General features: G+C 67.7%; 16 protein-coding genes, 4 tRNA genes and 1 pseudogene. 18 read left to right on the forward strand and 3 right to left on the reverse strand.

Annotated features, from left to right (window positions below; all coding sequences use genetic code 11):
• The first annotated feature begins 79 nt into the window (after positions 1-79).
• The 3 genes from UA75_RS02845 (at position 80) to UA75_RS02855 (ending at position 3,009) form a co-directional block, all read left to right on the forward strand.
• Positions 80-1,333, forward strand: coding sequence for a DUF3631 domain-containing protein (locus UA75_RS02845; protein WP_075738631.1), 1,254 nt, complete (start codon positions 80-82; stop codon positions 1,331-1,333).
• Between the two features lie 102 nt (positions 1,334-1,435).
• Positions 1,436-1,630 (forward strand): helix-turn-helix transcriptional regulator, encoded by a 195-nt coding sequence (locus UA75_RS02850; RefSeq protein WP_075738633.1) that lies wholly within the window; start codon positions 1,436-1,438, stop codon positions 1,628-1,630.
• Complete coding sequence (locus UA75_RS02855; RefSeq protein WP_198044216.1) at positions 1,627-3,009, forward strand: tyrosine-type recombinase/integrase; 1,383 nt, start codon at positions 1,627-1,629, stop codon at positions 3,007-3,009. The genes UA75_RS02850 and UA75_RS02855 overlap by 4 nt, the downstream gene beginning before the upstream one ends.
• Positions 3,010-3,158: 149 nt before the next feature.
• Here the strand turns inward: UA75_RS02855 and UA75_RS02860 are convergent.
• Positions 3,159-3,240 (reverse strand) — tRNA-Tyr (locus UA75_RS02860).
• Positions 3,241-3,384: 144 nt separating this feature from the next.
• Between UA75_RS02860 and UA75_RS02865 the strand changes: the two genes are divergently transcribed.
• From UA75_RS02865 to UA75_RS02895, 7 genes and pseudogenes are all read left to right on the forward strand, one after another.
• Positions 3,385-3,876, forward strand: coding sequence for a YajQ family cyclic di-GMP-binding protein (locus UA75_RS02865; protein ID WP_075743345.1), 492 nt, complete (start codon positions 3,385-3,387; stop codon positions 3,874-3,876).
• A 1,034-nt stretch (positions 3,877-4,910) separates the two neighbouring features.
• Positions 4,911-7,544 (forward strand): EAL domain-containing protein, encoded by a 2,634-nt coding sequence (locus UA75_RS02870; protein ID WP_075738635.1) that lies wholly within the window; start codon positions 4,911-4,913, stop codon positions 7,542-7,544.
• A gap of 78 nt (positions 7,545-7,622) precedes the next feature.
• A tRNA-Thr gene (locus UA75_RS02875) sits at positions 7,623-7,698 on the forward strand.
• A 68-nt stretch (positions 7,699-7,766) separates the two neighbouring features.
• Positions 7,767-7,842: transfer RNA gene (locus tag UA75_RS02880), tRNA-Met, on the forward strand.
• Positions 7,843-7,916: 74 nt separating this feature from the next.
• Complete coding sequence (rpmG, locus tag UA75_RS02885; RefSeq protein WP_069846347.1) at positions 7,917-8,081, forward strand: 50S ribosomal protein L33; 165 nt, start codon at positions 7,917-7,919, stop codon at positions 8,079-8,081.
• A 218-nt stretch (positions 8,082-8,299) separates the two neighbouring features.
• Positions 8,300-8,752: pseudogene (locus tag UA75_RS02890) on the forward strand (MaoC family dehydratase N-terminal domain-containing protein); the annotation flags it as partial.
• Between the two features lie 101 nt (positions 8,753-8,853).
• Positions 8,854-9,279, forward strand: a complete 426-nt coding sequence (locus UA75_RS02895; protein ID WP_075738639.1) for a MaoC/PaaZ C-terminal domain-containing protein — start codon at positions 8,854-8,856, stop codon at positions 9,277-9,279.
• A gap of 367 nt (positions 9,280-9,646) precedes the next feature.
• On the opposite strand, the gene UA75_RS02900 is transcribed toward UA75_RS02895, so the two are convergent.
• Positions 9,647-10,888 (reverse strand): pyridoxal phosphate-dependent aminotransferase, encoded by a 1,242-nt coding sequence (locus UA75_RS02900; protein WP_075738641.1) that lies wholly within the window; start codon positions 10,886-10,888, stop codon positions 9,647-9,649.
• 217 nt (positions 10,889-11,105) lie between these two features.
• Here UA75_RS02900 and UA75_RS02905 point away from each other — a divergent pair.
• The 4 genes from UA75_RS02905 (at position 11,106) to rplA (ending at position 13,337) form a co-directional block, all read left to right on the forward strand.
• Positions 11,106-11,178, forward strand: a tRNA-Trp gene (locus UA75_RS02905).
• 34 nt (positions 11,179-11,212) lie between these two features.
• Positions 11,213-11,626: a preprotein translocase subunit SecE gene (gene secE, locus UA75_RS02910; protein ID WP_075738643.1), complete on the forward strand. Its 414-nt coding sequence runs from the start codon at positions 11,213-11,215 to the stop codon at positions 11,624-11,626.
• Between the two features lie 73 nt (positions 11,627-11,699).
• Positions 11,700-12,497, forward strand: coding sequence for a transcription termination/antitermination protein NusG (gene nusG / locus UA75_RS02915; protein WP_075738645.1), 798 nt, complete (start codon positions 11,700-11,702; stop codon positions 12,495-12,497).
• A gap of 120 nt (positions 12,498-12,617) precedes the next feature.
• On the forward strand, positions 12,618-13,337 hold the full coding sequence (rplA, locus tag UA75_RS02920) for a 50S ribosomal protein L1 (protein ID WP_075738647.1): 720 nt from the start codon (positions 12,618-12,620) through the stop codon (positions 13,335-13,337).
• Between the two features lie 449 nt (positions 13,338-13,786).
• Here rplA and UA75_RS02925 read toward each other — a convergent pair whose 3' ends face one another.
• Positions 13,787-14,902 carry a hypothetical protein gene (locus UA75_RS02925; protein WP_075738649.1) on the reverse strand — a complete coding sequence of 372 codons (1,116 nt, stop codon included), beginning with the start codon at positions 14,900-14,902 and terminating at the stop codon, positions 13,787-13,789.
• Between the two features lie 494 nt (positions 14,903-15,396).
• On the opposite strand from UA75_RS02925, the gene rplJ reads away from it, so the two are divergent.
• From rplJ to UA75_RS02945, 4 genes are all read left to right on the forward strand, one after another.
• Positions 15,397-15,957 (forward strand): 50S ribosomal protein L10, encoded by a 561-nt coding sequence (rplJ, locus tag UA75_RS02930; protein ID WP_075738651.1) that lies wholly within the window; start codon positions 15,397-15,399, stop codon positions 15,955-15,957.
• Between the two features lie 74 nt (positions 15,958-16,031).
• Positions 16,032-16,415, forward strand: coding sequence for a 50S ribosomal protein L7/L12 (gene rplL / locus UA75_RS02935; protein WP_075738653.1), 384 nt, complete (start codon positions 16,032-16,034; stop codon positions 16,413-16,415).
• Between the two features lie 387 nt (positions 16,416-16,802).
• Positions 16,803-20,297: a DNA-directed RNA polymerase subunit beta gene (gene rpoB / locus UA75_RS02940; RefSeq protein ID WP_075738655.1), complete on the forward strand. Its 3,495-nt coding sequence runs from the start codon at positions 16,803-16,805 to the stop codon at positions 20,295-20,297.
• Between the two features lie 117 nt (positions 20,298-20,414).
• On the forward strand, positions 20,415-24,326 hold the full coding sequence (locus UA75_RS02945) for a DNA-directed RNA polymerase subunit beta' (RefSeq protein WP_075738657.1): 3,912 nt from the start codon (positions 20,415-20,417) through the stop codon (positions 24,324-24,326).
• Positions 24,327-24,436 lie beyond the last annotated feature (110 nt).

Consider the following 24,436-nt stretch of genomic DNA (forward strand, 5'->3'; position numbering starts at 1 on the left):
TAGACAGGGCGCCCCGCATTCGTGCGGGGCGCCCTGTGTCGTCTGGAAAGGACCATCCCATGATCACGAGGACGTCAGCATGACTGCTGCCCAGAGCGCCGATGGTGTGTCCGTGCTGGATGCGCTGCGGGAGGCGCTGACCCGATATGTGGTGCTTCCCTCGCCCCAGGCCGCCGACGCGGTGTGCCTGTGGATTGCCGCGACTCACGCGCAGCCAGCGTGGGCGCACGCACCTCGGCTGGTGATCCGCGCGCCGGAGAAGCGCTGCGGCAAGTCGCGCCTGTTGGACGTGGTGGAGGCGACGTGCCGCCAACCATTGATCACGGTGAACGCTTCCCCTGCGGCGGTGTACCGGTCGATCACCTCGGACCCGCCGGTGTTGCTGGTCGATGAGGCCGACACGATCTTCGGCCCCAAGACCGAGAACGAGGACCTACGCGGGCTGCTCAATGCAGGCCATCAGCGCAACCGGCCCGCCATCCGCTACGACGCCACCAACAACCGGGTGGAGAGCATCCCCACCTTCGCTATGGCCGCGCTGGCCGGCATCGGGGCGATGCCAGACACCATCGAGGACCGCGCGGTGGTCATCCACATGCGACGTCGCGCCCCTGGCGAGACGGTCGCGCCGTACCGCCATCGGCGAGACCGGCCGCGACTACAGAAGCTCGCGACCACCCTCACCGAATGGCTCCGTGCGGACCTTCCCGCGCTGGAAGCCGCCGAACCCGCCATGCCGGTGGAAGACCGCGCCGCCGACACGTGGGAACCGCTGGTCATCGTCGCCGACCACGCGGGCGGACACTGGCCCGACCGAGCCCGTGCCGCAGTGACCGCGCTCACGGCCGACGCTGCTGGCGACAACCGCGCTGCGTTGCCCGCCCGACTCCTGTTGGACTGCCGTACCGCGTTCACGGACCACACCGCCCTGCCCACCGCGACCCTGCTGGAGCGCCTCAACAGCGACCTTGAGGCGCCATGGCGCGAGATCGGCACCAACGGGCTCACCGCGATGAAGCTCGGACAGATGCTCGCCGAGTACCACATCCGGTCCCGCAACATCCGCTTCCGCGACGGGCAGGCCAAGGGCTTCGACCGTGCCGACTTCACTGACGCATGGCTGCGTTACTGCCCTCCCGAACCCGATCAGACCCACCCGAACCGGGGGGAGTCGTCCCAGCCGTCCCAGCCGTCCCTTCCCAGCTCACAGCGGGACGGCTTGACCCCCCGGGACGGCTCGAGCCGTCCCGCCCAAGACAGCCGTCCCGCCCTGACCAGCACTGCGACGCCTGGGACGCCTGGGACGGCTACCCCCCTCACCCCAGCCGCCTAACACCGCCCCACTCACACGACCCGGCCCGTCCACCACCCGGTGGGCGGGCTGGACGCATCGAGGGATACCAGGCCGAGGCCGCCGCCCAGAAAAGGAATTGCTATGAGTGCGACTCTTCTCACCTTGTCCGAAGTTCTCGCGGAGCTGCAAGTTGGACGCTCGACGTTCAATCGATGGATGCAGCTCGGTGACGCTCCGACCAGTATTCGCCTGCCAGGAGGGCAGCTCCGATTTCGGCGGAAGGATGTCGAACGATGGCTTGAAGCGCGATCGACGGCGGGAGAGGTCGCGGCGTGAAGAGCTACGACGTTCGTATCTGGCAGATTCGTCCTGTCAAGAGGATGGACAAGAAGAGCGGCAGAGAACGTGTCGTCAGCTATGAGGTTCGGTGGCGCGTCGCCGTCGATTCGAAATCGAAGAGCTTCGCACAGCGGGCACAGGCGGACAGCTTCCGATCCGACCTTGTTCAGGCCGCTCGAAAGGGCGAGGCGTTCGACACGCTGAGCGGCTTGCCTGAATCCTTGGCACGTCAGCGACAGTCCACGCGGTGGATAGACCACGCCGTGGAATACGCTCAGACCAAGTGGCCGCGCGCTTCCGCGAAGCACCGGGCCTCGATAGCCGAGACGCTGGCAACGGTGACCCCCGTGCTCGTGAGAGGAACTCGGGGTATGCCGCCGCCGGACGAGATGCGACGTGCGCTGTACGGCTGGGCCTTCAACAGTGAATCCCGGAAATCGTCACCGGACGCGTCTGTGGATCGCTGTATGGAATGGCTGCGGAAGAATTCGCTGCATGTGCGCGATCTCGATGATCCGAAAGTGATCCGGAGCGCCCTTGATGCGCTCACTGTGAAGCTTGATGGTAAGACTGCGGCGGCCAGCACGATCTATCGGAAGCGGGCCAGTCTCTACAACTGCTTGCGCTATGCGGTCGAGCTGAGACTGCTCACCTCGAACCCGATCGACACGGTCCAGTGGTCGCCGCCGGACCACGACGACGGAGATGTTGATCCGCGCGTCGTGGTCAATCCGCAGCAAGCCCGCGCGCTGATCAATGCGATCGGGCGAGACGGTGAGGGCGGACGCCGTCTCAAAGCGTTCTTCGCCTGCCTCTACTACGCGGGAATGCGACCCGGGGAGGTGACCGCGCTGCGCCGAGACGGGTGCCACCTCCCGGCAGAAGGGTGGGGAGTGCTGCGCTTCGGCCGCTCCGAACCGCGAGCAGGCAGCCGGTGGACCGACGACGGCACGATCCGAGACAGGCGCGGCCTCAAGCACCGGAGCAGACGCGCCGAGCGGATCGTGCCGATACCGCCGCACCTCGTCGAACTTCTGCGGGAGTACCTGGCCGCCTTCGGTACCGACCAGGACGGCAGGCTCTTCCGTGGGGCGCGTGACGGGGGAGACCTCGCTGAGACGGTCTACGGCAGGGCGTGGAAACGTGCCCGTGTCGCGGTGCTGACCGCCGACCAGGTGGCGACACCGTTGGCGGCACGGCCATACGACCTTCGGCATGCCGCCGTGAGTCTGTGGCTGAATGCCGGGGTGCCCGCCACCGAGGTAGCCGAGCGGGCAGGGCACAGCGTTGCTGTCCTGCTGAAGGTCTACGCAGCATGTGTCGATGGGCAGGCAGATGTGGCGAACGCGAAGATTGAGGCCGCTCTGGCTGCATGACCTGGGGAGGACTACCGATCTCGTCCCCACATCGTCCCCACACAAGCCGGGAATCGGTGGGTGACGGCGGGACAGGATGGGACGTCACCGACCGGGAAAGCATTCGGCCCCTGACCTGTACGAGCAGGTCAGGGGCCGAATACCTGGTGTGGCGGGTGAAGGATTCGAACCTTCGTAGGCGTAGCCGACGGATTTACAGTCCGCTCCCTTTGGCCGCTCGGGCAACCCGCCAGACCGATCGGCGCACCGACCAGCGAGACACAGCATACATACCAACGGGGCATGCTCTGCGTCGGGTGCCCACCCGAGTAGCGTTCTCGTAGTCCTGGCCCGTCAAGGAGCCGGTGACCAGTCTTCTTCTTCGGAGGTGTGGACGTGGCCGACGCGTCGTTCGACGTGGTGAGCAAGGTCGACCGTCAGGAGGTCGACAACGCGCTGAACCAGGCGGGCAAGGAGCTCGCCAACCGCTTCGACTTCCGGGGGACCGGTGCGAAGGTCTCGTGGTCGGGTGAAGAGGCGATCACCATCGAGGCGGAGACGGAGGAGCGCTGCACCGCCGCGATCGACGTCTTCAAGGAGAAGCTGATCAAGCGTGGCATCTCGTTGAAGGCGTTCGAGGTCGGTGAGCCTGCCGTCTCCGGCCGGATCTACCGGGTGACCGGAACCCTGGTGCAGGGCATCTCCACGGAGAAGGCCAAGCAGATCGCCAAGAAGATCCGGGACGAGGGCCCGAAGGGCACTCAGGCCCAGATCCAGGGCGACCAGCTTCGGGTCACCAGCAAGAAGAAGGACGACCTGCAGGCCGTGATCAGCCTGCTCAAGGCCAGCGACTTCGAGTTGGCGTTGCAGTTCACGAACTACCGCTGACTCGTCGGTCGCCGTCTGGGCTCCGGGCAGGTCCGCCCGCAGGCTCGGGATCGAACCGAGCCCGGTGGGGCGGCGACGTGGGGCTTTTCGGGTGTGGGTCGTGTCGTCGATGATGCGCAGGCTGAGCCGCCCCCGGCGGATCCGGGGCGTCTCACGGTCTGTCGGCAGCCGTCGTCGCCCTAGGCAGGTCGTCTCCCCGGAACCGCCGCCGGGGCGCGTTGCCGCCGGCAAGGATGCCGACGGGAACGGACTCCTCGATCATCGATCCGGGGCGTGTCCGCCCGACGTGGCCGTGGCCTGTGGGGTCCGTTGCGGACAATGCCTCCGGCGCCGGGGGCCGTCATGTCCAGGCGACCGACCAGATTCCAGCCTGGTGGGAACCCGTGCCGGGAGCTCGCTGCCGTGACTGTGTCGGGGCGAGGACGGGCGGTCGGAGCGGACGGTGCGCCGTCGATCGGGAGCAGGTCGACGCTGCACTGTTGATCACTGTGCGGGGCGTGCGGAGGTTGCCTGCGGGCCGGGGTGCGTACCGGGGGTGCACGACGTGGCCGCTTCGGTACGGGCCGTCGCCGCCGGTGCTGATCTTCTTCGCCGATCGAAAGCAGCGACTAATCGTCTCGCCTGTCAAGAAAAGGCGCGCTTCGGGGGACTCGAAAAGCGTTCGCGTAATCGATTGACCGACCTTTTCTCGGTCTCGCTTCCGGCGCGTCCCGCAGCCATCATGATGCCTGCGGCCCGGCGAATGTCCGGCGGGGGATCGAGTCAGGTGAATCCTTCTGACCAGGGATTATGCTGGCGGTGCTCGGGCGTGCACGGATCGTGAGTCAAGATCGAAAGGCAATCGCATACCGTGACGCGACATTCCGGTCAATAGCCGTGAGTAGTTTCTCGGTCACGGCAGGAAAGGCTGAGATCTAGCGCTCTGTCCGGAAAGAAGCGAGGACTTTTATGGTAAAACATATGTGACCTCGTGGGTCGGCCTGCGCGAACCTCGGCCTACTCCGCGCGCCCGGCGGGGGCATGAGGAGGATGGCATGTCCGACAGCCCTGGCCAGGTCTCCGAAGCGGAGTCGCCGGAGTCGACAGGCTCTCCGCAGCGTGTCGAGGAGCATCAGCGGTCTTTTCGCTGGTTCTCCAGTGGACTGCTGGCCGTCGGCATCCTCTTCTCCGTCTTCGTCAGCGCCATGGTGCCCGGTGACTTCGGCTCCGACCTCTACTGGACGGCGCCGCTCCTGGCCGTCGGCTTCCTTCTCGCCGAGCGCTTCACCATCCACGTCGACGTCAACCGGGTCGGCTGGACGGTCTCCTTCACGGAGATCCCGCTGGTCATCGGCCTGCTCATCGCGCCGTTCGAAGTGGTGCTGATCGCTCATCTGCTCGCGGGCATGAGCATGCTGATGGGCACGCTGATCAGCAGGCGGGCCTACAGCCACGCGGTCTACAACGCGGGGGTGATGTGCCTGGAGGTCGCGGTGCCGTTCGCGATGGTCGCCGTGCTCGGGCAGCTCCTGGAAGGGGTCGGCCCCAGCTGGCTGCCGGTGATGCTCGGCGCGTTGTTCTCCCCGCTCATCAGCATGTTGCTGGCACTGGCCGCGATGCGGGTGCTCGGCGGCGAAGTCCGCTTCTCCGGTGCGGTGCGGATGGCCGCCTACATCCTCGCGGTGGGACTGCTCAACACCTCGGTGGGCCTGGTCGGATTCGAGCTGGCCGACCGAGCGCCGTGGGGATGGGCGCTGCTGGTCTTCCTCTGTCTGGCGGTGGCCGCCTTCTACCGCGCCTACTCGGGTCTGCTGCGCGAACGCCGTGACCTGGAGGCCCTCAGCGACGTGAGTCTCACCGTCGCACGATCCGGTCAGCACGTGGCGGGCAGGCCTGCGGGCGAGCGGTCCATCGCCGTCGCAGACTCACGAGACGAATGGCAGTCGATCACCGACCGGATCAGGGATCAGCTCAACGCCACCCGGGTGGTGCTGCACCTGCGGCTTGATCCCGACGGTGATCGGTTCAGCGTCGTCTCCGGGGAGGCCCTGCCCGTAGGCGCGCTCCCGAAGGGAGAGCTTCGCGACGACCCGCTGCTTCAGCTTCCCGGCACTCAGGTGCGCTACTTCCGGGCGATCGACGCGGTGGAGGAGATCCGCTCCGCATTGCAGAGCCGAGGCGCCTACGAGGCGCTCGTCGTGCCGTTGCGCGGGGCGCACCAGCTGCTCGGCGCCGTCGAGGTGCACGACCGGATCAGTCGGTGGCGGGGATTCGGGCAGGCCGACATCCGCCTGCTGCGCACGCTGGCCAGTCATCTCGCAACCACGATGGACAATCGCAGGCTGCTGGGCAGGCTGCGGCATGACGCCTATCACGATCCGCTCACCGGACTGCTGAACCGGCCCGGGTTCCGCGAGGCCGCAGACGCACGCATCCAGCCGGGGCGGCAGGCCTCGATACTGCGCCTCGACCTCGACGTGCTGTCCACGGTCAGCGATGCGCTCGGACATGCCTGGAGCGATCGGATGGTGGTCGCCGCGGGCGGGCGCATCCGCGACGTCCTCGGTGCCGACGCCCCGCTGGCCCGGTTGGAGAGCGGCTCCTTCGCGGTGTTGGTCCTGGACCGGAGCGACGAGGAGTTGGCCGAACTCGCCGAGCTGCTCCTGACGGAGGTCGTCCGCCCCTATCCGGTGGAGCGCCTGACGGTGGAGGCCTCGGCCGTCGTCGGCTACGCCTGCCTGGACGAGGAGCCGACGGAGGAGGAGTCGCCCGCCGACGCGCTGCTCCAGCAGGCGGACGTCGCCATGCGGGCGGCCAGGACCGGTGATGCCGGGGTCCGTCGATACGCCCCGAGCATGGGGCAGATCTTCCTGCGGCGCTTTCAACTGGTCACCCAGTTCCGACAGGCCCTGGACACCGGCCAGGTCGAGGTGCACTTCCAGCCGAAGATCGCGCTGCGCAGTCGGGCGGTCGTCGGCGTGGAGGCGCTCGTGCGGTGGGTTCACCCGGAATTCGGCAGGCTGGACCCGGACGAGTTCGTGCCTGCGGTCGAGGCGACCGGACTGGTCGACGCGCTGACGTCCTTCGTCATGGAGCGCGCCCTGATCGAGGTGCGCGGCTGGCTGGACCGAGGCCTGCGGATCTCGGCGGCGGTGAACCTGTCGGTGCGCAACCTCGCCGATGAGAACTTCCCAGAGCGGGTCGGCGAGGCCCTCAGCAGGCATGAGGTTCCGCCGCAGCTCCTGACCTTCGAGCTGACCGAGTCCGGGGTCATGTCCGATCCCGAGCGTGCGCTGCCGGTCCTGCGCAGGCTGCATGCGCTTGGTGTCGTGCTGGCCGTGGACGACTTCGGCACCGGCTACTCCTCGTTGGCCTACCTGCGACAGCTGCCGGTCGACGAGGTGAAGATCGACAAGAGCTTCGTGTTCGGCATGGGCTCCGATCTCTCTGACATGGCGGTGGTCCGGTCGATCATCGAGCTCGGTCACTCCCTCGGCCTCGTCGTGGTGGCCGAGGGGGTCGAGGAGGACGCGGTGCGGGATCAGCTCGTCGAGATGGGCTGCGACATCGCCCAGGGCTATCTGATCTCTCGCCCGCTCCCGCTGGACCGCTTCGAGGCCTGGTTGCAGGCCCGTACGGTGCGGGTTCGCGGTCTCTACGATGAGACGGTGCTCACACTGGTCAGTTAGTCCAGGTGGGCGAGGTACCCCCGATTTCTCAATCCGGGCGGTCGTTGTGTAAAGTCTGGATCGCTCCCAGCCGAGCAGGCCCCAATAGCTCAGTCGGCAGAGCGTCTCCATGGTAAGGAGAAGGTCTACGGTTCGATTCCGTATTGGGGCTCCACGATCTCGTCGCGGCACTGGTCAGTTGAGTGTCGCGGCAGAGTCGTGTGTGTTGCGTCATGTTTGCTTGGCGGTGTAGCTCAGTTGGTAGAGCAAACGGCTCATAATCGTTGCGTCGCCGGTTCAAGTCCGGCCACCGCTACCAAGTGAGATGGTCCACGCCCACATCAGTGGTCGGCCATCTCGATCCCGCGAGACCGAGTGAGAGAGAGGCTCCCCGTGGCCGCCACCGACGTTCGCCCCAAGATCACGTTGGCGTGCGAGGAGTGCAAGCACCGTAACTACATCACCCGGAAGAACCGGCGGAACGACCCGGACCGTTTGGGCATCAAGAAGTACTGCTCGAACTGCAACACCCACCGGGTGCACAAGGAGACCCGCTGACCGGATCGGTGCACCTGCACCCCCGTCGTCACGACACGACCAGACCAAGGCCCTCGCCGATGCGGCGGGGGCCTTCGTCGTGTCATGGGCAGGCTGCGGCTGGGCGGGCCGGACCACGTCGGGTCGGGTCGCGGGGGAGCAGGACGTCGCCGAGGAGAACCTCGCCGAGGAGAACCTGACAGCGTCCCCGGCGACCGCCCATCGGTACGGTAAGGCCCGTGGCCCTGGATCAAGCCTTCATCGGACGTGTCTATCCGCCTACTGCGCCGTACGAGGTCGCGCGGGAGAAGATCCGCGAGTTCGCCGTCGCGGTCGGCGCCGCCGATCCCGTGCATCACGACGTCGCGGCGGCGGTCGCGGCCGGGCATCCCGATGTGATCGCTCCGCCGACCTTCGCCGTCATCCTCTCGATGGGGGCGACCTCGGCGCTGACCGAGGACCCCGAGCTGGGACTGGACTACAGCCGGGTGGTCCACGGCGACCAGAGCTTCGTGCATCATCGCCCCATCCGAGGCGGGGACCGCCTCCTCACCACGACGACGGTCGAGAGCATCGTCAGCCGGGCGGGCAACGACATGATCACCGTCCGAGCCGACATCAACACCGAGGACGGCGAACTGGTGACGGTCGCTCGCTCCATGCTCGTCGCCAGGGGCACCGCAGACACGCCCGCGCCGGGTTCGAACGGATCGGCTTCGACCGGGAACGGTGCCGGAGATCAGGACGCCACCGGCTCGGCCGGTGCCGCGAGCGAGTCGGAAGGGGCCAGGGCATGAGCCTGCGTGCTGCGGCGGACGTCGAGGTCGGCGAGCTGCTTCCGGAGTCGCGCGTGTCGGTCAGCCGGGCGGACCTCGTCCGGTACGCCGGTGCGTCCGGCGACTTCAATCCGATTCACTGGAACGAACGAGTGGCCCGCGAGGTCGGCCTTCCCGACGTGATCGCCCACGGCATGTTCACCATGGCTCAGGGTGCGCGGCTGGTGGCCGACTGGGCGGGCGATCCAGCCGCGGTGGTCGAGTTCGGGGTTCGCTTCACGCGGCCGGTCGTGGTGCCGGACGACGAGGACGGCGGCCTGATCGAGTTGTCCGGCAAGGTCACCGGGCGCGATGACGACGGCACGCTGAAGGTCACCGTCACCGCGCGCAGCAGGGGACAGGCGGTGCTGGGCCGGGCGATCGCCCGGGTTCGGCTGGCCTGATCGCAGGCACCTCGGCGGCTCGTGACGCCGCGCCCGCCCGGCCGCTCCGGTGCCCGCCCGTCGGCGTACTGCTGACCGCCGACGTCGGCGAGCGGGACTGCGCGGGCCTGCTGCCTGCCGCAGGCGGGACGGCCCGGCTGCGGCCCCCGCCAGGCAGGTCGCTGCGCGGGCTCGGCCTGCGGCGGTGGACTTCGAGCGAGAACGTCGGATACGCGGGGGCACGGGCGTTTCGCCATCGGCTGGAGACACGACACCGCCGGGAGCGAGTGCTCCCGGCGGTGTCGGCGGCCCGACGGGGCCGTTGCCGCATGGGTTCCCGTGGGTCGTGGCGCAGGCCAGGTCGAGTGCCGTGCCTGCCGTTCGTGATCTAGCGGGCCTCGGCGAGCAGCGCGCCCATCCGCTCGACGCCGGTCACCAGGTCCTCGTCGCCGAGGGCGTAGGACAGCCGCAGGTAGCCGGGCGTGCCGAAGGCCTCACCGGGCACCACGGCCACCTCGGCGTGCTCCAGGACGACCTCTGCCAGGTCGATGCTCGACGTGAGCCGCCTGCCGCGCAGCTCCTTGCCGAGCAGCTCCCGGACCGAGGGGTACACGTAGAACGCGCCCTGCGGGGTGGGGCAGGCCACTCCGGGGATCTTCGACAGCAGGGACACGATCGTCTGCCGCCTGCGATCGAATGCCGTCCGCATCTCCGTCACCGCGTCCAGCGGTCCCGCCACGGCGGCCAGGGCCGCCCGCTGCGAGACGTTGGCGACGTTGGAGGTCAGGTGCGACTGAAGGTTGCCCGCCGCCTTGATGACGTCCTTCGGGCCGATCATCCAGCCCACTCGCCATCCGGTCATCGCGAAGGTCTTGGCGACCCCGTTCACCACGATGCACCGATCGGCCAGCTCCGGGACGGCGACCGGAAGCGAGAGCGCCTGCACGTCGTCGTAGACGAGGTGCTCGTAGATCTCGTCGGTGATCACCCAGATGCCGTGCTCCGCCGCCCAGCGGCCGATCGCGGCGACCTGCTCCGGCGGGTACACCGCACCCGTCGGGTTCGATGGCGAGCAGAAGAGCAGCACCTTCGTCGCGGCCGTCCTGGCGACCTCGAGCTGCTCGACGCTGACCAGGTATCCGGTCGACTCGTCGGTGGGCACGACCACAGCGGCACCGCCCGCGAGAGTGATCGCCTCGGGGTAGGTGGTCCAGTAGGGGGCGGGCAGGAGCACCTCGTCGCCGGGGTCCAGCAGGGTGGCAAAGGCCTGGTAGACGGCCTGCTTGCCACCGTTGGTGACCAGCACCTGACTCGGCTCGACCTGGTACTGGGAGTCGCGCAGGGTCTTCTCGACGATCGCCTCGCGGAGCTCGGGCAGGCCCCCCGCCGGGGTGTAGCGGTGATTCCTCGGCTCGGCGCAGGCGGCCTCGGCCGCAGCCACGATGTGCGGCGGGGTCGGGAAGTCCGGCTCACCCGCACCGAACCCGATGACTGGTCTGCCCGCTGCCTTGAGGGCCTTGGCCTTGGCGTCCACTGCCAGGGTCGCGGACTCGCGGATGCCGCCCACTCGTGCCGAGATTCGGGGGCGGAGCGGGCTGGGAACTGGGCTGTCTGTCTGTGGAACGGCCATGCCGGAATGCTCCCAGACCTGGCCTTCTGTCGGTGAGCCTGCCCCTGGAGTCGCGGTCATGACGGTCTGCGGGCAATGGGGTTGGAGTAATGCGGGCCGCGTACCGTACACTTCCGATCCTGGGCAGGCTCACCGCTTCAGACCCGGCTGCGTCATGGGTCGGCGACGGTGCGCGAGGTTGTCCGGACGGCGGTGGACCATCCGGTTCGGCCGCCAAAGGGGTGTAGCTCAATTGGCAGAGCAGCGGTCTCCAAAACCGCAGGTTGCAGGTTCAAGTCCTGTCACCCCTGCGTCGAAGCCGACGGCTGAGCGGAGGAGCGCAGCGTGAGCGAGGACCGCGAGCACAAGCGGGACGGGGAGGGCGACGACGCCTCCCGGCCACGCAGCGCTGCCGAGCGTCGCGAGCGCCGCGCCTCCGGGCGCCCGGCTGCCAGGAAGGACCGACGCGGCGGAGACGCCGAGTCGTCCAAGGGCGAGGTAGTGAGTTCGGGCGCCACCCCGAAGAAGGGGCGGCCGACCGAGTCGCGCGACGGCAAGGGCAAGCGCCCTTCGCTGCCGCGTAGGCTTGGTCGGTTCATCCGCGAGGTCGTGGCTGAACTCCGGAAGGTCATCTGGCCCACGCGCAAGCAGATGGTGACCTACACACTGGTGGTGCTGGTCTTCGTTTCCTTCATGGTGACGCTGGTGGCGGGACTGGACATCGCCTTCAGCCAGGGCGTGTTGTGGCTGTTCGGCTGATCTCGATCCGTTGCGGATCGCAGGTCGGTGGACGGGCCGCGACCGCGACACACGAGAGGAAGCGGGACCGACAGTGACCTCCAACGAGGACAGCCAGGAGCTGGCCGGCCTGTCCGACGCGCAGGTGCACGCCAAGGACGCCGATGACGACTCGACGGCTGTCGAGTCCGCCGAGGCCGGCGAGACTGCCACGGAGGCCACCGACGGTGCTGCTGCCGGAGCGGCCTCGACAGGCGAGGCGGCCGAGGAGCCCCAGGACGAGCCCGAGTTCGACCCGGTGGCCGAGATGCGCGCCGCGCTCGCGAGCGCGCCCGGCGAGTGGTACGTCGTGCACTCCTACGCCGGTTACGAGAACAAGGTCAAGACCAACCTCGAGACCCGGGTCCAGACCCTCGACGTGGAGGACTTCATCTTCCAGGTCGAGGTGCCGACCGAAGAGGTCACCGAGATCAAGAACGGCCAGCGCAAGCAGGTGCAGCGCAAGGTGCTGCCCGGCTACATCCTGGTCCGGATGGAGCTGAACGACGCCTCCTGGGGCGCGGTGCGCAACACGCCTGGTGTCACCGGCTTCGTCGGGGCCACCTCGCGTCCCTCGCCGCTGACCCTGGACGAGGTGCTGAAGTTCCTCGTCCCGCAGGTCGAGGAGGCCAAGCCGGAGAAGGGCAAGGCCGCCGCTGCGGCAAGCAAGTCGAACATCGAGGTCGACTTCGAGGTCGGCGAGTCGGTGACCGTCATGGACGGGCCGTTCGCCACCCTGCCCGCGACGATTAACGAGGTCAACGCCGACGCACAGAAGCTCAAGGTGCTGGTGTCGATCTTCGGCCGCGAGACTCCGGTGGAGCTGTCGTTCAACCAGGTCTCCAAGATCTGACCACGGCGACATTCGTTCGCCTGCTCAAGACCCCGCCGCGTCCCTGCGGCGTCGGAAATGTGGGAGGGCCACGCGCTGGCCCGTCACCACGACTGATCCAGAATCGAAGGAACAGAGGACATGACCAAGCGCAGCAAGGCTTATCGTCAGGCAGAAGAGCTGATCGACCGCGCGCGGCTCTACTCGCCGCTGGAGGCGACCAAGCTGGCCCAGGAGACCGCCAAGGCCAAGCAGAACTCCACGGTCGAGGTGGCGATCCGGCTCGGCGTCGACCCGCGTAAGGCCGACCAGATGGTGCGTGGCACCGTCAACCTGCCGCACGGCACCGGCAAGACCGCCCGCGTGATCGTCTTCGCGACGGGGGACAAGGCAGCCGAGGCCGAGGCCGCAGGCGCCGACGCGGTGGGCACCGACGAGCTGATCGAGCGCATCCAGGGCGGTTGGCTGGACTTCGACGCCGCGATCGCCACGCCGGATCAGATGGCCAAGGTCGGTCGGATCGCGCGCATCCTCGGCCCGCGTGGCCTGATGCCGAACCCGAAGACCGGCACCGTGACGCCCGACGTCACGAAGGCCGTCACCGAGATCAAGGGCGGAAAGATCACTTTCCGGGTGGACAAGCAGGCCAACCTGCACATGGTGATCGGCAAGGCGTCGTTCGAGACCGACAAGCTGGTCGAGAACTACGCGGTCGCCCTGGACGAGGTGCTGCGGGCGAAGCCCTCGGCAGCCAAGGGCCGCTTCCTGAAGAAGATCACCTTCTCCACGACCATGGGCCCCGGCATCCCGGTCGACCCGAACCGCACCCGCGACCTGCTGTCCGACGAGGCCTCTTCCTGAGGTCCTACGCAGGCTGACCACGTGATCGGGCCCCCGCCGCATCTGCGGCGGGGGCCCGATTCGTCTGTGCGGGTCCTCGATCGCTGCGGGTGCAGCAGGAGCTCCCCGGCCAGCCGAAGGCAGACCGGCCGTCCGGGGCAGGTGCTCGGTGGGCCTGACGGTCGGGCCTGGGCATGGGCAGGACGGGGGGGGACCGGGCAGCGGAGCCGCGTCGGCGTCGTTCCGACTCCGACGCGGTGCGGCCGGGGAGCGCTCGCCGATCACTGTGCAACCAGCGGCCTGCGGAGCCTGCACCCGTGCCAACCCGAGCCCCGACGGGGGCGGGCCGTCCCGCCGTGCGACGTCCGCGCTCGCGGCTGCGGCCCGTGCGGGTCGCACGTGAGCTGATCGAAGCGGGTGACCCGGTCGCCGCGCCGTCGCCCACCGGTCCCCAGGGTGCGTCGGCCTGCTCAGCCGCAGTCCTCCTCCTGGTGATCGGTGATCAGCCAGGATCGGGTGTCGTCCTGGTACGTGAGCTCGAAGATTCCCAACGGCGGACCGCCGTTGACGGTCATCTCGCAGGAGCTGATGGTCGCGACGCGTCCCGTCGGACTGTTCGCCGAGTCGGGGAAGCCGGGGCTGCGGTAGCCCATCTCGACGTCCTCCCCGAGTGCCTGCACCGCCGACACGCAGTCCGCGGCGCCGAAGGCGGTGGCGAAGGCCGCCGCCGCCTCGGCCGAGAAGAGGGCGCAGCCTTCGGCGGCGGGCCCGAAGAGCACGTAGGTGTGCAGTAGCCGGATGGTCTCCGACGGCCTGCCGGTCACGGTCGGATCGGCGGCCTCCGACGGCGGCGCCGAGGCCTCGCACTCTTCCTCGACCGAGTAGCCCGCCACCTGCCAGCCGCCGTCGGGGTGCCGGGTCAACTCGAACGTGCCCAGCGGTGTCCCGCCCCGGACGGTCATCGACCCGCAGGAGCTGATCTCCTTGCGGTCGCCGTCGACCTGTCCCGCGTCGGTGCCGAACTCGGGGCTCGCGTACCGCTCGGCGTCGGTCACCTCGCCCGCCAGCCCCCGGACGGCCTCGGCGCAGTCCGCCGCACCATGAGCGTCGGCGAACTGCGTCGCGGCCGAGGCGGTGAACAACGAGCAGGGACGTTGATCGCCCTCCTCGTGGTGCCCGATGTAGTGATAGACGGTGCGGACCGTCTCGCGCGGGCTGGCAGGCCGGACGCTCCCGCCGGTGCCGAAACCGGGGCTCTGCCCGCCGGGACCGCTTGCGGACCCCCCGCCGCCGAACATGCACTGCTGCACCAGCAGGGCGACGATCACCAGGATCACGAACATCAGCAGCTTGCGGACAAGCTTCCTGCGCAGCAGACGTCGCCAGAGCGGGACGGGCTTCTCCGGCGCCTTCTCCTCGGTCTGGGCCGCCTGAAAGCGCTGATACTCCTGGAAGCGGCGGAAGTCCTCGAACTCACGCCGCTGCACGGCGTCGAGCTGATCGGGACCCTCGGTGGGGCCTGCGGGCAGCGCGGCTGGGCGCGGAGGGACCTCGTCGGAGTCGTCGGGGCGTCGCAGTTCGGCCACGTCCCCATCATGCCGTGCGTGATCGGGTGCAGGTAGTGACTTGCCGAGCCCGGGGCGCGGCTGGGACGTCGAGGCCGGTGTGTGGAGCCTGCGGGCTTGCGCTGCCCTCCGCCGCCTTCTGCCGTGATCGCTGGCCGTGACTTTCGGCCGAGGCAGGCGGGGCGGTTGCGGCGCGGGTCGACAGCCTGCCGAGAGGGCCTCGCCGGGGATGCCTGGACCGTGCGCTATCCTTGACGCCAGTTCTACCGAAGACCGCTGGTTTCGTGGCCGCAGGCGACTGCGACACGACGAAGGCCCGTCGCAGACGGGCGGCCCGCGCAGGAGGAACGAGGCTCTTACGGGTCAGCCCTGATGCGGCTGCCGTTCTCACGCCCCGTGCCGTCCAGCGCCGGGGCGTTCGTCTTCTCCGCGTGGTCTTCGCTTCGGAATCAGCAGACCCGAGCACCTGTCGTTCGGTTCGCCGAACGACATTCGATGCGCAGAGAGGAGGCGACATGGCCAAGTCCGACAAGGTCGACGCGGTCACCGAGATCTCGGACCGGTTCCGTTCTGCCTCGGCAGCGGTGATCACCGAATATCGCGGGCTTTCCATGGCACAGCTCAACGAGCTGCGCCGTGCACTGGGCCAGGGCGCCACGTACCGGGTCGCGAAGAACACGTTGGTCAAGCGTGCCGCGGTGGACGCCGGAGTGGACGGTCTCGGCGACCTGTTCACCGGTCCGACCGCCATCGCCTTCGTCGAGGGCGAGCCCGTCGACGCTGCCAAGGCCCTGCGTGACTTCGCGAAGGACAACAAGGCGCTCGTCATCAAGGGCGGGTACATGGACGGCCGCGCGCTGTCCGTGGACGAGGTCAACCAGATTGCCGACCTCGACTCCCGTGAGGTGCTGCTGGCCAAGATGGCGGGTGCGCTGAAGGCGAACCTGTCCAAGGCCGCCGCCACCTTCGCGGCACCGGCCACCAAGGCGGCCAGGCTCTTCGTCGCCCTGGAAGAGAAGAAGCCGGCAGGCGAGGCCCCGGCGGCCGAGGCCGCCGACGCTCCGGCCGAAGCCTGAGCACCCACCCACACCACCAGCCCGTCCGGTAGTCCTCGTACGCCGGCCGGGTGAGCCAGAAAGGAACCGCCACCATGGCGAAGCTGTCCAACGCAGAGCTGCTCGACCACTTCAAGGACATGACCCTTCTCGAGCTCTCCGGCTTCCTGAAGGAGTTCGAGGAGACCTTCGACGTCACCGCCGCCGCGCCTGCCGCCGTGGTCGCCGCAGGCCCGGCCGCCGCCGCTGAGGCCGTCGAGGAGCAGAGCGAGTTCGACGTGGTCATCGAGGCTGCGGGCGACAAGAAGATCCAGGTCATCAAGGTCGTCCGCGAGCTCGTCAGCGGCCTGGGCCTGAAGGAGGCCAAGGAGCTCGTCGAGAGCGCGCCCAAGGCCGTCCTCGAGGCCGTCGCCAAGGACGCCGCCGAGTCCGCCAAGGAGAAGCTCGAGGCTGCGGGCGCCAAGGTCACCGTCAAGTGATCTAGTGCTGTTGCACACCGCGTGTCGGGGGGTGGATTCCAGGTGGAACCACCCCCCGACATGTGTCCACCGCCGAGTCGGCGGGCCGTCCGGGACGGACGACGGTGACACGAGGTGACGGTCTGCTGGGCCACGCGAGTGATCGGCGCGTGCCGTCTTGACTCAAGCGCGGACCGGAGTCACTCTGTTGTCGTGCGAGTGGCGGCGTGGCCGTTGCCACTCGACAGTCGCCGGGATTGCGGCTAGACTGGCTCTTTGCGCTGCCCACTTTCCGCCTGTCCTCTGTCGGGGCGTAGGATGTTGGGCACCACTGCACCCTTGACAGCTGTGTTAGTCGGCTGCTAGCGCCGCTGCTTAGCCAGCTACCAGTCCCTGGAAGGACGCATCTTGGCAGTCTCCCGCGCGACCCAGGCCACTGCTGCGACCAACTCCATGTCGGGGATCCCTGGGGCACCCAAGCGGGTCTCGTTCGCGAAGATCCGTGAGCCGCTCGGGGTGCCTGATCTGTTGGACCTTCAGGTCCAGTCCTTCGAATGGCTCACCGGGGCCGAATCCTGGTTCCAGCGCCGCATTGACGCGGGCGAGGACCTCCCGGTCGGTGGGCTTGAAGAGGTCTTGAACGAGATCTCCCCGATCGAGGACTTCTCCGGCTCGATGTCTCTCTCCTTCTCCAGCCCGCGCTTCGACGAGGTCAAGGCCTCGGTCGAGGAGTGCAAGGACAAGGACATGACCTACGCGGCGCCGTTGTTCGTCACCGCGGAATTCACCAACAACACCACCGGCGAGATCAAGAGCCAGACGGTGTTCATGGGTGATTTCCCGATGATGACGAACAAGGGCACGTTCATCATCAACGGCACCGAGCGAGTCGTCGTCTCCCAGTTGGTCCGTTCGCCAGGCGTCTATTTCGATCACGCCGTCGACAAGACGACGGATAAGGACGTCTACAACGTAAAGATCATTCCCAGCCGTGGAGCCTGGCTGGAGTTCGATGTCGACAAGCGCGACACGGTCGGTGTCCGGATCGACCGCAAGCGTCGTCAGCCCGTCACGGTGCTGCTGAAGGCCCTCGGCTGGAACGCCGAGCGCATCCGGGAGCGCTTCGGCTTCAGCGAGACGCTGATCGCCACCCTCGACAAGGACCACACCGCCGGGCAGGACGAGGCGCTGCTCGACATCTACCGCAAGCTGCGTCCTGGCGAGCCCCCGACCAGGGAGAGCGCGCAGACCCTGCTTGAGAACCTGTTCTTCAAGGACAAGCGCTACGACCTCGCCAAGGTCGGCCGATACAAGCTGAACAAGAAGCTCGGCATCAACGAGCCCGTCCAGGCGGGCACGTTGATCGAAGAGGACATCGTCACGACGATCGAGTACCTGGTCCGCCTGCACGCAGGCGACGACAAGATGCTGGTCGGACAGGGCGACGAGGTCGTCGAGGTGCCCGTCGAGAGCGACGACATCGACCACTTCGGCAACCGTCGCCTTCGCACGGTCGGCGAGCTGATCCAGAACCAGATCCGGGTCGGCCTGTCGCGGATGGAGCGGGTCGTCCGCGAGCGGATGACCACGCAGGACGTCGAGGCCATCACGCCGCAGACCCTGATCAACATCCGGCCCGTCGTGGCCGCGATCAAGGAGTTCTTCGGCACCTCGCAGCTCTCCCAGTTCATGGACCAGACCAACCCGCTCGCGGGTCTGACCCACAAGCGCAGGCTTTCGGCGCTGGGTCCGGGCGGTCTGTCCCGGGAGCGCGCGGGCATGGAGGTCCGCGACGTCCACCCGTCGCACTACGGCCGCATGTGCCCGATCGAGACGCCGGAAGGCCCGAACATCGGTCTGATCGGCTCGCTGTCGTCGTACGGCCGGGTGAACCCCTTCGGGTTCATCGAGACGCCGTACCGGAAGGTCGTCGAGGGTCGGGTCACCGATCAGGTCGACTTCCTGACGGCCGACGAAGAGGACCGCTTCGTCAAGGCGCAGGCGAACACGCCGATCTCCGACGACGGCACCTTCCTCGAGGACCGGGTCCTGGTCCGCCGGAAGGGCGGCGAGCTGGACTACATCCCGCCGTCGGACGTCGACTACATGGACGTCTCGCCCCGACAGATGGTGTCCGTCGCCACGGCGATGATCCCCTTCGTCGAACACGACGACGCCAACCGTGCCCTGATGGGCGCGAACATGCAGCGCCAGTCGGTGCCGTTGCTGCGCAGCGAGTCGCCGCTGGTCGGCACTGGCATGGAGCTGCGTGCCGCCGTCGACGCGGGTGACGTCCTGGTGGTCGACAAGGCAGGCGTCATCGAAGAGGTGTGCGCCGACTTCATCACCGTCATGGCCGACGACGGGACTCGGCAGACCTACCGGCTGCACAAGTTCCGCCGCTCGAACCAGGGCACCTGCACCAACCAGAAGCCGATCGTCTCCGAGGGTGAGCGCGTCGAGATCGGCCAGGTCATCGCCGACGGACCGTGCACCGACGAGGGCGAGATGGCCCTTGGCAAGAACCTGCTCGTGGCGATCATGCCGTGGGAGGGGCACAACTACGAGGACGCGATCATCCTGTCGCAGCGCCTCGTGCAGGACGACGTGCTCACCTCGATTCACATCGAGGAGCACGAGATCGATGCTCGTGACACCAAGCTGGGTGCCGAGGAGATCACGCGGGACATCCCGAACGTCTCCGAGGACGTCCTCGCCGACCTCGACGAGCGCGGCATCATCCGCATCGGCGCCGAGGTCCGGCCCGGCGACATCCTGGTCGGCAAGGTCACCCCGAAGGGCGAGACCGAGCTGACTCCGGAGGAGCGTCTGCTGCGCGCCATCTTCGGCGAGAAGGCCCGCGAGGTGCGGGACACGTCGCTGAAGGTGCCGCACGGGCAGAACGGCAAGGTCATCGGCATCCGGGTGTTCAGCCGGGATGACGACGACGAGCTGCCCCCCGGGGTGAACGAGCTGGTGCGCGTGTACGTGGCGCAGAAGCGGAAGATCCAGGACGGCGACAAGCTGGCCGGTCGGCACGGGAACAAGGGCGTCATCGGCAAGATCCTGCCTGCCGAGGACATGCCCTTCCTGCCGGACGGCACGCCGGTCGACATCATCCTGAACACCCACGGTGTGCCGCGACGGATGAACATCGGTCAGGTGCTGGAGACCCACCTCGGCTGGATCGCGAAGCAGGGCTGGGACATCGAGGGCAACCCGGACTGGGCGGGCCGCCTTCCCGACGAGCTGTACTCGGCGGAGCCGGGTACGAACACCGCCACCCCGGTGTTCGACGGCGCCAGGGAAGAGGAGATCACCGGTCTGCTCGGCTCGACGCTGCCCAACCGGGACGGCGAGCGGATGGTCAAGGCCGACGGCAAGGCACGACTGTTCGACGGGCGCAGCGGCGAGCCGTACCCGTACCCGGTCGCGGTCGGCTACATGTACATCCTGAAGCTGCTGCACCTGGTGGACGACAAGATCCACGCTCGGTCGACCGGTCCATACTCGATGATCACTCAGCAGCCGCTCGGTGGTAAGGCACAGTTCGGTGGCCAGCGGTTCGGCGAGATGGAGTGCTGGGCCATGCAGGCCTACGGCGCTGCGTACACGCTCCAGGAGCTGCTCACGATCAAGTCGGACGACGTGGTCGGTCGGGTCAAGGTCTACGAGGCCGTGGTCAAGGGGGAGAACATCCCCGACCCCGGTATCCCGGAGTCCTTCAAGGTGCTGCTCAAGGAGCTGCAGGCACTGTGCCTGAACGTCGAGGTGCTCTCCACCGACGGCGCCGCGATCGAGATGCGCGACACCGAGGACGAGGACCTGGAGCGGGCTGCCGCGAACCTGGGCATCAACCTCTCGCGCAACGAGTCGCCGTCTGTCGACGATGTCGTGAACTGACCTCGCTGACGTCGGGCGGGGGTCGATCCGGGTATCCGGATCGACTTCCGCCCGACCTGGCCCTGCCCCACAGGTCCGTCAAGGATCTGAACCAACTATCAGGGGAGAAGAACCGGCGTGCTGGACGTCAACTTCTTCGATGAACTCCGTATCGGCCTGGCCACGGCAGACGACATTCGTCAGTGGTCCTACGGCGAGGTCAAGAAGCCCGAGACCATCAACTACCGCACGCTCAAGCCGGAGAAGGACGGGCTCTTCTGCGAGAAGATCTTCGGTCCCATGCGGGACTGGGAGTGCTACTGCGGCAAGTACAAGCGCGTCCGATTCAAGGGCATCGTCTGTGAGCGATGCGGCGTCGAGGTGACCCGTTCCAGGGTCCGTCGTGAGCGCATGGGGCACATCGAGCTGGCCGCCCCCGTCACGCACATCTGGTACTTCAAGGGCGTGCCGAGCCGGTTGGGCTACCTGCTCGACCTGGCGCCCAAGGATCTCGAGAAGATCATCTACTTCGCGGCGTACGTGATCACCTCGGTGAACACCGACCTGCGTCACAACGACCTTCCCACGCTGGAGAACGAGTTCGGCGTGGAGCGCAAGCGGGTCGAGGAGAAGCGCGACGCCGACATCGAGGCTCGGGCGCAGAAGCTCGAGGCTGACCTCGCCGAGCTGGAGGCGGAGGGCGCCAAGAGCGACGTCCGCCGCAAGGTCAAGGAGGGCGGCGAGCGGGAGATGCGCCAACTCCGCGACCGCACTCAGCGAGAGCTGGACCGGCTCGACGAGATCTGGACGACCTTCACCAAGCTGGAGCCCAAGCAGCTCGTGCCCGACGAGCTGATCTACCGCGAGCTCTACGACCGGTACGGCGACTACTTCACCGGCGGCATGGGCGCGGAGGCGATCCAGTCGCTGCTGGGCACCTTCGACATCGGCCGCGAGGCGGAGATCCTTCGGGACACGATCCGCAACGGCAAGGGCCAGAAGAAGCTCAGGGCGCTGAAGCGGCTCAAGGTCGTGGCGGCCTTCTTGGCCACCGGCAACAGCCCGCAGGGCATGGTCCTCGACTGCACCCCGGTGATCCCGCCGGACCTGCGTCCGATGGTTCAGCTCGACGGCGGCCGGTTCGCCACGTCCGACCTGAACGACCTGTACCGACGGGTGATCAACCGGAACAACCGTCTCAAGCGACTGATCGACCTCGGTGCCCCCGAGATCATCGTCAACAACGAGAAGCGGATGCTCCAGGAGGCCGTCGACGCGCTGTTCGACAACGGCCGCCGTGGTCGCCCCGTCACCGGCCCTGGCAACCGGCCGTTGAAGTCGCTGTCCGACCTGCTCAAGGGCAAGCAGGGTCGATTCCGCCAGAACCTCCTCGGCAAGCGCGTCGACTACTCGGGCCGTTCGGTCATCGTGGTCGGCCCGCAGCTGAAGCTGCACCAGTGTGGTCTGCCCAAGCAGATGGCTCTGGAGCTGTTCAAGCCGTTCGTGATGAAGCGGCTGGTCGACCTGAACCACGCTCAGAACATCAAGTCGGCCAAGCGGATGGTCGAGCGGCAGCGCGGCCAGGTGTGGGACGTCCTCGAAGAGGTCATCACCGAGCACCCGGTGCTGCTGAACCGTGCGCCGACGCTGCACCGGCTGGGCATCCAGGCCTTCGAGCCGCAGCTCGTCGAGGGCAAGGCGATCCAGCTTCACCCGCTGGTCTGTGAAGCGTTCAACGCCGACTTCGACGGTGACCAGATGGCCGTGCACCTGCCGCTGTCGGCGGAGGCGCAGGCCGAGGCTCGCATCCTGATGCTGTCGAGCAACAACATCCTGTCGCCCGCGTCGGGTCGTCCGCTGGCCATGCCGCGACTGGACATGGTCACCGGCATCTACTTCCTCACCAAGGTCCGTGAGGGAGCACCGGGCGAAGGCCACGCGTACTCCTCGCCGTCCGAGGCGATCATGGCCTACGACCGGGGTGCCCTCTCGCTGCACGCCAAGGCGAAGATCCGCGTCACCGACCGGGTCCCGCCGCGTGGGCAGGAGCCGGAGGACTGGGAGCCGGGCAAGGCGTGGCTGGCCGAGACCACGCTCGGGCGGGTGCTGTTCAACGACCTGCTGCCCGCCGACTACCCGTTCATCGACGAGCTGCTTCCGAAGAAGAAGCAGGCCGCGATCGTGAACGACCTCGCGGAGCGCTACCCGATGGTCGTCGTGGCGCAGACGCTGGACAAGCTCAAGGACGCGGGCTTCCACTGGGCCACCCGCTCCGGCATCACGATCGCCATCTCGGACGTGGTGGTTCCTGCGGACAAGCAGGACATCCTCGACAAGTACGAGCTGGAGGCCAGCCGTATCGAGAAGCGCTACCAGCGTGGCGCGCTCTCCTACACGGAACGCAACAGCGAGCTGGTCAAGGTCTGGCAGCGGGCGAAGGACGAAGTCGCCGAGGCGATGGAGAAGAACTTCCCCGAGGACAACCCGATCCCCACGATCGTGAAGTCCGGTGCTGCGGGCAACATGACGCAGGTCGTGCAGCTGGCCGGTATGCGTGGCGTGGTGTCCAACACCAAGGGCGAGTACATCCCTCGGCCGATCAAGGCGAACTTCCGTGAGGGCCTGTCGGTGCTGGAGTACTTCATCTCCACGCACGGCACCCGAAAGGGACTCGCCGACACCGCGATTCGTACCGCCGACTCGGGTTACCTGACCCGGCGTCTGGTGGACGTCTCGCAGGACGTCATCATCCGCGAGACGGACTGCGGCACCGAGCGCGGCATCATCATGCCGATCGGCGAGAGTGGCCCCGACGGCAAGCTCGTCTGGGACGTCCACGTCGAGACCAGCGTCTACTCGCGTAGCTCTGCGGAGGACGTCACCGACGAGGACGGCAACGTGCTTCTCGCACGTGGTTCGGACCTCGGCGACTCGGCGATCGAGACCCTGCTCACCGCTGGCGTGTCGAAGCTGAAGGTGCGGAGCGTGCTGACCTGCGAGTCGGCCGTCGGGGTGTGCGCGGTCTGCTACGGCCGTTCGATGGCGACCGGCAAGCTGGTCGACATCGGCGAGGCAGTGGGCATCGTCGCCGCACAGTCGATCGGTGAGCCCGGCACGCAGCTCACGATGCGTACGTTCCACCAGGGTGGCGTCGCCGGTGACGACATCACCACCGGTCTGCCTCGTGTGCAGGAGCTCTTCGAGGCCCGCATCCCCAAGGGCAAGGCGCCGATCTCCGAGGTCGACGGCCGAATCCAGATGGAGGAGGGCGAGCGCTTCCGGAAGATCACGATCATTCCGGACGACGGCAGCGAGGAGATCGTTCACGACAAGCTGTCCCGGCGGCAGTGGCTGGCCACCATCAAGGTGGACGACAGCGAGCGGCCGATTCAGGACGGCGACCGCGTGACGGTCGGCCAGCAGCTGCTGGAAGGTGCGGTCGACCCCCACGAGGTGCTCCGGGTCATGGGCCCCAGGGAGGCTCAGCTTCACCTGGTGCGCGAGGTGCAGAAGGTGTACCGGACGCAGAGCGTGTCGATCCACGACAAGCACATCGAGGTCATCGTCCGGCAGATGCTCCGACGGGTCACGGTCATCGACTCGGGCTCCACGGAGTTCCTGCCCGCCTCCTGGGCCGAGCGCAGCGTGTTCGAGGCTGCCAACCGTCGAGTGGTGGCGCAGGGCGGCGAGCCTGCCTCGGGTCGCCCGGTCCTGATGGGCATCACGAAGGCGTCGCTGGCCACCGAGTCGTGGCTGTCGGCGGCCTCCTTCCAGGAGACGACCAGGGTGCTCACCGATGCCGCGATCAACGGCAAGAGTGACAAGCTGGTCGGCCTGAAGGAGAACGTGATCATCGGTAAGTTGATCCCGGCAGGCACGGGCATCAACCGCTACCGGCACATCCAGGTGCAGCCGACCGAGGAGGCGCGGGCCGCAGCGTATGCGATCCCGTCCTACGACGACGGCTACTACACCCCGGACGTGTTCGGCACCGGCACCGGTGCGGCAGTGCCGCTGGACGACTACGACTTCGGCCGCGACTTCCGCTGAGGTTCGTACGCTTCATCCGAGGGCCCCGAGGCATCGCCTCGGGGCCCTCGGCCTGTGTCAGGGCGACGTCGGGCACCTGCGCGCCCGGCGGCCCGGTCGCCGCGGCTTGG

This window comes from Actinoalloteichus sp. GBA129-24, assembly GCF_001941645.1.
Taxonomy (GTDB): Bacteria; Actinomycetota; Actinomycetes; order Mycobacteriales; family Pseudonocardiaceae; genus Actinoalloteichus_A; species Actinoalloteichus_A fjordicus.

Coding starts and splice junctions, on each gene's coding strand:
- UA75_RS02845 (WP_075738631.1), top strand. CDS start 80: ATGACTGCTGCCCAGAGCGCCGATGGTGTGTCCGTGCTGGATGCGCTG.
- UA75_RS02850 (WP_075738633.1), top strand. CDS start 1,436: ATGAGTGCGACTCTTCTCACCTTGTCCGAAGTTCTCGCGGAGCTGCAA.
- UA75_RS02870 (WP_075738635.1), top strand. CDS start 4,911: ATGTCCGACAGCCCTGGCCAGGTCTCCGAAGCGGAGTCGCCGGAGTCG.
- UA75_RS02895 (WP_075738639.1), top strand. CDS start 8,854: ATGAGCCTGCGTGCTGCGGCGGACGTCGAGGTCGGCGAGCTGCTTCCG.
- UA75_RS02900 (WP_075738641.1), bottom strand. CDS start 10,888: ATGGCCGTTCCACAGACAGACAGCCCAGTTCCCAGCCCGCTCCGCCCC.
- rplA (WP_075738647.1), top strand. CDS start 12,618: ATGACCAAGCGCAGCAAGGCTTATCGTCAGGCAGAAGAGCTGATCGAC.
- rplJ (WP_075738651.1), top strand. CDS start 15,397: ATGGCCAAGTCCGACAAGGTCGACGCGGTCACCGAGATCTCGGACCGG.
- rplL (WP_075738653.1), top strand. CDS start 16,032: ATGGCGAAGCTGTCCAACGCAGAGCTGCTCGACCACTTCAAGGACATG.